Source organism: Deltaproteobacteria bacterium (assembly GCA_016208165.1).
GTDB lineage: Bacteria > Desulfobacterota > Desulfarculia > JACQYL01 > JACQYL01 > JACQYL01.
The window spans coordinates 117,494-125,737 of record JACQYL010000048.1 but is presented as its reverse complement, the minus strand read 5'-3'; the positions used below and the strand labels follow the sequence as shown (position 1 = coordinate 125,737).

Genomic DNA, 8,244 nt, shown 5'->3' with positions numbered 1-8,244 from the left:
ACCCATAGTCCTTGCATTCCTGGTTCGGACAGAAACATTTCTCGAGTTCGGTCATCGATTGCCTCCGTATGAAAGGTGAGTTCACTTTGAGGCAATCATAATCAGGATTGTTTTGAATGTCAACTAAGTGGGGACATTACCAGCAATTAGCAAGGAAATAGATTCTTTTGGTACGACTACCATGGGTTACGATTTTCTGGTTCTGCCCCAAACCGCGTTCGGTTCATACCTCGGAAAAGGTTTAAATATATCCGAAAGGACCGGTACATATGGAACGACAGCGAATCTCAGTTTGCATACGACAAGCAGCGAAGGGGCAGCGACCACAACCGAAGACGCTTTGCTTTAGAAAATGAACCATCATCTTTAACCGAATAAGGAGGGGATATATGGCCGAAATAAAAACCACCGAAGTAAAACTTATTACTTTTGATCATAAAGAGGTTGTAGAGGCGCTGATTAAACAGCAGGACCTTCACGAGGGCATTTGGCAGTTATATGTTGAGTTTGGGATCACTGCTGCAAATATCGGAATAGGAGAAAAGCAACAACTTTCACCCTCTGCGATTGTACCTGTTCAAAAAATCGGTTTGGTTAGGGTCGAGAATGAAAATCCGCTTTCCTTGGACGCCTCAGCGGTTAATCCAGAATAATTCAGAATTCATAGACTGCAAAATTCCTTAACAAATGATTTCAAAGGGTAACCCTAACCCCTGCCCGCGGGCTTTTATCAGGGAGAAAGAGAGGGACTTTCAAAATGGCATGTATCACGAAAAGGCGTGACCGATGGGTCATAGACTTCTATGACCAGTACGGCAAGCGAAGATGGAAGACGCTTCCCAAGGGCGCCACGAAGGGAAAAGCAAGAGACGAACTGAGAAATATCGAAGAATCCTTGTCCAATGGAACGTTCTGCCCGACTAAGCGAATGCCGGCGTTTTCCACTGTTGCCGGGGAGTGGCTTGAATACAAGAAGCCCAAACTCCGCTCAACCACTTGGAAGGTGTACGAGGGACATGTCCGGAACCATTTCGAGGAACTGAACCACCTGAAAATTGTTCAAGTGACGTTGCCGGTCCTGGAGAAGTTCATAAGCGATAGACAAACCCATGGTATGAACATCAACACGATTCGCAAGATTCTGGTTACCTTGGGACAAATACTCAGTTATGCGGCAAGACACCGTTACATTGACCATAATCCGCTTCGTGACGTGGAACGGCCGAGGGATTCGGGAGAAGATTTACAGGATAACGAAATCACCGTTCTGACGCCGGAACAGATTCAAGCCTTATTGGGGAGTGTGGATAACCAGAAGTACCGAACCCTTTTCATGCTGGCGGTCATGACCGGGGCGCGTCAGGGCGAACTCTTGGGCTTGAAATGGTCCGACCTGGACATCGAGAACCATCAAATCCATATCCAGCGCACTTTTAACAAGGGACGATTCTTCCCACCGAAAACAAAGAAATCAACCCGGAGAATCGACCTAGGGCCCGGTGTGGTTACTGAATTGAGAAAGTGGAAAATTGCGTGTTCACCGAACGGCCTGAATCTGATGTTTCCGAATGACGCGGGGAATCCGATCAACTACAGCAACATGGTACGCCGGGAGTTTCAACCCGCTCTGCGTGCGGCAGGCCTTCCCAAACTCCGGTTTCATGATTTGCGGCACACCTTTGCCTCTCTGCTTATCGAGCAGGGAGAGAACATCAAGTACATCCAAACCCAACTTGGTCATTCAACGCCCACCGTCACGTTGAACGTTTACGCCCACCTATTCAAATCCAGAAATCAAGAGGCCGCTCACCGGCTGGAAAAGACCGTTTTTCGGCAAAGTGGTAGCAAAATGGTAGCAAAAGGAATGGAAGCGACTTCCGGGGACGCCGTAAGTTATTGAAAAGAGTGGTGGGCGGTCGGAGATTTGAACTCCGGACTTCCACCGTGTGAGGATGGCACTCTCACCGCTGAGTTAACCGCCCGGTGTTCGCATTCCATATCCAAATTTATGCGGCTTTGCAAGAAGAAAATCGGTTATGTTGCTCGCGGTCCCCGTAGGTGCGTTCCGCGCGTTGTAACCCGTCGCCATGGTTGACATTCGAGGGACTTTCGGTTTAAATGCATGAAATTATTACACTCACATTCATCAGGTCATGGACGATGGTTTCGAAGCGAGTCATACTCAGTGAGGAACAGATCCAGCAGCGCGTACGCGAACTCGCGGAGCAGATCGACCGCGACTATGAAAACAAGACACCCATACTTGTGGGCGTGCTCAACGGCGTGTTCCGTTTCATCGCGGACCTGACCTCTTATCTCACCATTCCGGCGCAGTTCGATTTCGTTCGCATCTCCAGTTACGGGAAAAGTTCCGAGTCTTCCGGGCGGATTCGTCTGACCAAGGACGTGGAACTGGACCTGACGGGCCGGCACGTGTTGGTGATTGAAGATATTGTGGACAGCGGATTGACCCTGGACTGGCTGGTGAAAAATCTGAAGGACCGGGGTGCGGCGAGCATCAAGACCTGCGTTCTGATCGATAAACCGGAACGGCGGGAATGCGCCGTAACTTTGGACTACCTCGGATTCCTCATTGAAGAGGGTTTCCTGGTAGGGTACGGCCTCGACTATGCCGAGGAATACCGGTATCTGAACGCCATTTACCATCTCGAGTTGTAACGTCTTTGTTGAATTGGCCGGACTTTCGCTATGATCGTTACCTGTCCAGAGTGCGCCACCAAATTCAATTTGGACCCGAAACGCGTCCCCGGCGACACGGCCAAGGTGCGCTGTTCCCGATGCAAGTTCGTTTTTGAAATCACGGACAAGGGAAAGGCGCTCCCTGCGATCCCCAAAGCGGAAAGACCCTCCGGGCCCAAGAAGCCACCGCCCAAACCGGTTGTCCGCACACCGCGTATTTCCTCCCTGCAGGCCAAGCGGATTCTTGCTGTAGGTATACTGGTCCTCATCGTGTTGGGAGCGGGGGCGTCCTACTGGTTCATGCGCACGCCGGGAGCCGCCAAACCGCCGGCCAAACCCGGGGAAACGGATCCGGGCAACAAGCGTCTGGCGTTGTCCAATGTGGAAGGCGGGTTTGAAGAATCAGCGACCCTGGGCAAAGTATTCGTCGTTCACGGCCTGGTCCGGAACGACTACAACCACGCCGTCCGGTTCATTCGCATTGAAGGATTGTTGCACAGTGCTGCGGAGGCTCCGCCTTTGAAAACAGTGGTGGTTTACGCGGGGAATCCGCTGGCCGAAGAAGAAATCCGGCTGCTTTCGGAAGAGGAGCTGAATCTGGTGCTCAATAATAAGAACGGCAAAAGCGACATGGACGCACGCGTTCCTCCGGGGGAATCCATTCCGTTCAGCCTGTTGTTCAAGGACCTGCCTCCTGAAATGAAGGAATACACGGTGAAGGTGCTGGATTCCCAGCCCAGCGAAGACTGACGGTGAGGGCGGGACGAGCGTTCCGACCTTCGATGAACCACACCGCTGAAGTCCTCGCGAACGCGTATGAGATGAAACGATGATCCACGGAAGACTTCCCGAAAAGTGCGACGTTCAGACCTGCCGATAACCATGCTCCAGGCCGGGGGCCCTCCTGTGCTCCGGTTCGGAAACGCCTGGTAAGCTCTCATGACTACTTTAAAAAAAGCCTTTCTGGTAGCGGGCCTGTGGATATTCATCATGAGTTTTGGGGTGTCGGGATTCATGTGGATCGACGACATGACCTTTGGAGACGCGTTCTACATGACCGTGATCACCATAACCACGATCGGCTACTTCGAGGTACAGCCGCTGTCGCCCAACGGCAGGATTTTCAACGTGATTCTGATCTTTCTTGGAGTGGGCATCATCTATTCCACGGTGGGCGGGGTCTGGCTCATCATGTTAGAGGGGCGGCTCCAGGCTATCATGGGGAGGAGAAGATTGGAAAAAGAGCTCAAAGGCCTCAAAGATCATTATATTGTGTGCGGATTCGGACGGGTGGGGCGGATTATTTGCGGCGAAATCAGAAAGGAAGGCCATCCGTTGGTGGTGATCGAGAAAGATCCCGCCGCCATCCAGCGGATCGAAGAGATGAAAGTCCTCTTTGTCGAGGCCGACGCCACGGAAGAAAAAGTACTGCGTAAAGCCGGAATCGAGCATGCCCGCGGCTTGGTCACGTGTCTGGTCAGCGACGCGGAAAACGTATATGTCTGCCTTACGGCAAAGGAGATTCGACCGGACCTGTTTATTCTTTCCCGGGCCAGCTCGCCGGACGCTTCGAAACGCTTGCTGCGCGCCGGAGCCAGCCGAGTGGTTTCTCCTTATTACATGGGCGCGCGAAAGATGGCTCAGGAGTTGCTGCGCCCGGTGATCACCAACTTTGTCGAGATCATGTTCGGGGAAAAGACCATGGAGCTGCAGTTCGAGGAGGTCGAGGTGGGTCCCGCCTCTCAGCTGCACCAGGTGATGTTGAGGGATTCCGGCATTCGGCAGGAACTGGATCTGATCATCGTAGCTATAAAGAAACCGAGCGGCGAAATGCTGTATAATCCCCGCTTCGACGCCTTCATCGAAAAAGGCGATACCCTCGTCGCCCTAGGACGAAAGGACAACCTGCTCAAATTGGCTGAAAGGCTCGGTTCGGCGCGGCATTCGGGTTGAGCCGCAATAAAAAGGGGTAGGGGCGAATGATGATTCGCCTCACTGGAATGTAAGGGCGTATTGCTATACGCACCTGCGGCAAACACGTCTTCCCGCACCCCCGCTGCGTCATTTTTCTCCGGTGATCACGATGGGATGCCGGCCCGGACAACCGGAATAGAAAAATAGCCGCCGGTTAACCGGCCGCGTAGCTGTGCAGCCCGCTCAGCAGGAAGTTGACCCCGAAGTAGGTAAACAAAACGCATACGAATCCCACCACGGATAGAAATGCCACCCGGTTACCCGACCATCCTTTCATAAATCGGGCATGGAGGAGCGTGGCGTAGACGAGCCAGGTGATGAGGGACCACGTTTCTTTCGGATCCCAGCTCCAATAGGTGCCCCACGCGGAATGAGCCCACACGGACCCCGTGATGATGCCGGCGGAGAGCAGCAAAAAACCGATGAGGATCATCTTGTACGAGATCTCCTCGAGGGTGGCCCCGTCCGGAATGAAAGACAGCGGTCCTTTGCCTTCCCGTCTCCGTTTGCCCCAGATGAGATACATGAGGCTCAACCCGCAGGCCACGGCAAACCCGGCGTAGCCCAAGAAGCAGGTGAGCACATGGGCAATGAGCCAGTTGCTCTTCAATGCTGGGATGAGGGGCTGGATCTTGCTGTCCACCGAAGTGGAGAAGGAAGCGTAGGCCATGGTGAAAAAGGCGAACGGTGTGGCGAATACTCCGATGGAGCGGTGTTGGTATTTCCATTCCATCAGCAGATACAACACCATGATCGCCCAAGCGAAAAATACCAGGGATTCGTAAAGGTTGGATAAGGGGGCGTGGCCGATGCCCATTTCGTAGGATTCCACCCATCGTTTTACGAGGCCGTACGTGTTCAGAGCGAGTCCCCCGATCGAGGCCCAGGTAGCCAGTTTGCCCACGGTTTCCGATTTGAACACCAGGTAAAAAAGATACAATACGGAACAACCCAGATATACGAATGTCACCAGGCTCAATGCCAACGAACTGGTCATGACCGACGATCCTCCCCTTGGAGTTCGAGGGAAAAGTCTTCCCAAAAGCGCTCCATCTGTTTGATAAACGCTTGCCGGTTACGGTGGGCCGTTCCGGCCACGATCAATTTCATTTTGTTGCCGGATCGAGTCATCTGTACCCAGACCGACTGATGGGAAAGGAAAAAGGTGATGGGAAAGCCGATCAGCATGGCCACAAACCCGAGGTACACGAGCCAGACGCCCGGATCCCTGTTTGCCTGGAGCCCTGTATAATAGGTTTCCTTGAAAGATTTCAGAACGAAGGTGAAGTCACCTTTGCGTCGTTTGTCGAGTTCCGGGAAGTCCTTCACCACCCAGAACGGACGTCCGTGACCCTCTCTTCCCATGAGGTGAACCATGACGCCGGGACCGAAGTTCATGCCACCGGACGTCAGGTTCGATTGGAAGTCGATGATTCGAAACTTTCCTTTCCCGTCCGGCATTTCGAAATCCTGGTTCGGCGGCCCGCTTATGGTGTGGACTGTACCGGACGTGTTGTTCACGAGATCGAAGGTAACCTCGTCGCCCAGGGTGGAGCCGTACGTGGACTGATAGAACGTGATCCCTCGGAAGCTTACGGGGTCGTTCACCCGAACGGAGCTTTTCATCACTTCCTTGCCGTCGTTGAGAAACGTCAGATCCGAGCGGAACTCCTTCGGCGCACCGCTCTCGTAGAATTCCACAGAGAAGTCGTCGCAGCGAATTTGAAAGCCCAGCGCATATTCATTGCGGGAGCCGCGGAGCTGGATGCTGTTAATGGTCTCCCCCGCCCCAATGTTCACGTTCCCTTTGAACCCCCAGACGGCTCCTACAATCGCTCCCACGAACAAGAGCAGAACGGACCCGTGAACCACATACACGCCCATGCGGGACCAGGGCGTTTTCTGACAGAAGAAAACCGTTCCTTCCGCCAGTTCGTTTGTAAGAGGTTTCGAAAAACGGCTGGAAAGGAACCGGGTTACGATGTCCTTCCAGTTGTCCGCCGGTTCCTTGATGGTTCGCTCTCTGCGAAAAGGCATCTGAGTGTAGTCCCTCGCTTGCAGAGCAGGGACCGCCTTTACGATTTTCCAGGTCTTGGGGATCCTCCGGACCGAGCACACCACCAGATTCAATCCCAGAAAAAAAAGCATGGATACGAACCACGTGGACCCATACATATGGGTGAAACCGAGATTGTGGAACAGCCGGGCCGTGGACTCGCCGTACAGGCGTGCGTAGGTGGCGGGCGACTCCTGCTGAGGGATAACGGTGCCCACGATAGATAGGGCCGCAAGCACGATCAACAGCACAACGGTCACCTTGACCGAGGAGAGAAAATTAGCTAATTTGTTCATGGTTCAACCGTAATATTGGGTGTCTGAGTAGTGTGGCAAGTGGTATCATACCCACTTTTTTTTTACAAATTTTTGTTTAGACCCTTTTCGGCGTTGCAGGTATCGTTGTTTTCCCGGCGCTTGGTGGAGGTAATGTTATGCTCGATCTAAAGTTTGTAAAGGACCACCTGGACCTGGTGATCGAAAAAACCGAACAACGAGGCCAGACCTTCAATTCGGGCCGGTTCCTGGAGTTGGATCAGGAACGGCGATCCATACTCGTGGAATCGGAGGCTCTCAAGCACCAGCGAAATCAGGTTTCCGGACAGGTCGCCGACATGAAGAAGGCCCGCCAGGACGTCAGCGCCTTGACGAATCAGATGAAAGAGGTGTCACAGCGCATTAAAGCTCTTGATGCACGCCTTTCGGAAATCCAGGAGCAACTGAACCTTTTGCTGCTGACCGTGGCGAACCTGGTGGACGACAGTGTCCCGATCGGACGAACGGACGCGGACAACAAGCTGGTACGGACCTGGGGGGAAAAGCCCGAGTTCTCGTTCGAGCCGAAACCCCATTGGGATCTGGGCGAACAGCTTGGCATTTTCGATTTTGTCCGCGCCGCCAAAATATCGGGAGCGCGATTCACCGTGTACCGAGGCGCCGGCGCACTGATCGAACGGGCCCTGATCAATTTTATGCTGGACCTGCATACTAGAAGACACGGATACACGGAGATTTTCCCACCGTTTATCGTGAACCGGGACAGCATGATCGCCACCGGCCAATTGCCGAAGTTTGAGGAAGACCTGTTTAAGTTGTCCGCCACGGAATTCTATCTGATTCCGACGGCCGAGGTGCCGGTGACCAATCTTCACCGGGACGAAGTGCTGGAAGAGGACCAGCTTCCCATCAAGTACACGGCCTACACCGCTTGCTTCCGGGCTGAAGCCGGCTCCTACGGCAAAGACACGCGGGGTCTTATCCGGCAGCACCAGTTCAACAAAGTGGAACTCGTGCAGTTTACCCATCCCGACCACTCGTACCAGCATACGATATCGGGTGCAGGGCGGTAAGAAATCCGAATTGGTGCACACGCTGAACGGTTCCGGTCTCGCCGTGGGAAGAACTGTGGCCGCCATACTGGAGAACGGTCAACTCCAGGATGGGAGCTTCGTCGTTCCGGAGGCGCTCAGGCCGTATATGGGCATGATGGGACGCATCGGCAACGAACCCTGATGC

General features: G+C 53.5%; 7 protein-coding genes, 1 tRNA gene and 1 pseudogene. 6 read left to right on the top strand and 3 right to left on the bottom strand.

The annotated features are described in order from the left end of the window. The first annotated feature begins 389 nt into the window (after positions 1-389). Positions 390-653 (top strand): hypothetical protein, encoded by a 264-nt coding sequence (locus HY788_10525; protein MBI4774597.1) that lies wholly within the window; start codon positions 390-392, stop codon positions 651-653. 104 nt (positions 654-757) lie between these two features. Next, complete coding sequence (locus HY788_10520) at positions 758-1,900, top strand: site-specific integrase (protein ID MBI4774596.1); 1,143 nt, start codon at positions 758-760, stop codon at positions 1,898-1,900. A 6-nt stretch (positions 1,901-1,906) separates the two neighbouring features. Here HY788_10520 and HY788_10515 read toward each other — a convergent pair. Then, a tRNA-Val gene (locus HY788_10515) sits at positions 1,907-1,982 on the bottom strand. 178 nt (positions 1,983-2,160) lie between these two features. Here HY788_10515 and hpt point away from each other — a divergent pair. From hpt to HY788_10500, 3 genes are all read left to right on the top strand, one after another. Beyond that, entirely contained in the window at positions 2,161-2,679 is a 519-nt protein-coding gene (gene hpt, locus HY788_10510; protein MBI4774595.1) for a hypoxanthine phosphoribosyltransferase, read from the top strand. Between the two features lie 30 nt (positions 2,680-2,709). After that, complete coding sequence (locus HY788_10505) at positions 2,710-3,450, top strand: zinc-ribbon domain-containing protein (protein ID MBI4774594.1); 741 nt, start codon at positions 2,710-2,712, stop codon at positions 3,448-3,450. Between the two features lie 189 nt (positions 3,451-3,639). Further along, complete coding sequence (locus tag HY788_10500) at positions 3,640-4,653, top strand: potassium channel protein (GenBank protein MBI4774593.1); 1,014 nt, start codon at positions 3,640-3,642, stop codon at positions 4,651-4,653. Positions 4,654-4,828: 175 nt separating this feature from the next. Here the strand turns inward: HY788_10500 and ccsB are convergent, their stop codons facing one another. Next, the gene (ccsB, locus tag HY788_10495) at positions 4,829-5,671 is read right to left on the bottom strand and encodes a c-type cytochrome biogenesis protein CcsB (protein ID MBI4774592.1); all 843 of its coding nucleotides are present in this window, start codon (positions 5,669-5,671) and stop codon (positions 4,829-4,831) included. Then, positions 5,668-7,026, bottom strand: coding sequence for a cytochrome c biogenesis protein ResB (locus tag HY788_10490; GenBank protein ID MBI4774591.1), 1,359 nt, complete (start codon positions 7,024-7,026; stop codon positions 5,668-5,670). The genes ccsB and HY788_10490 overlap by 4 nt, the downstream gene beginning before the upstream one ends. 137 nt (positions 7,027-7,163) lie before the next feature. On the opposite strand from HY788_10490, the pseudogene serS reads away from it, so the two are divergent. Next, positions 7,164-8,241: pseudogene (gene serS / locus HY788_10485) on the top strand (serine--tRNA ligase). Positions 8,242-8,244: the final 3 nt, after the last annotated feature.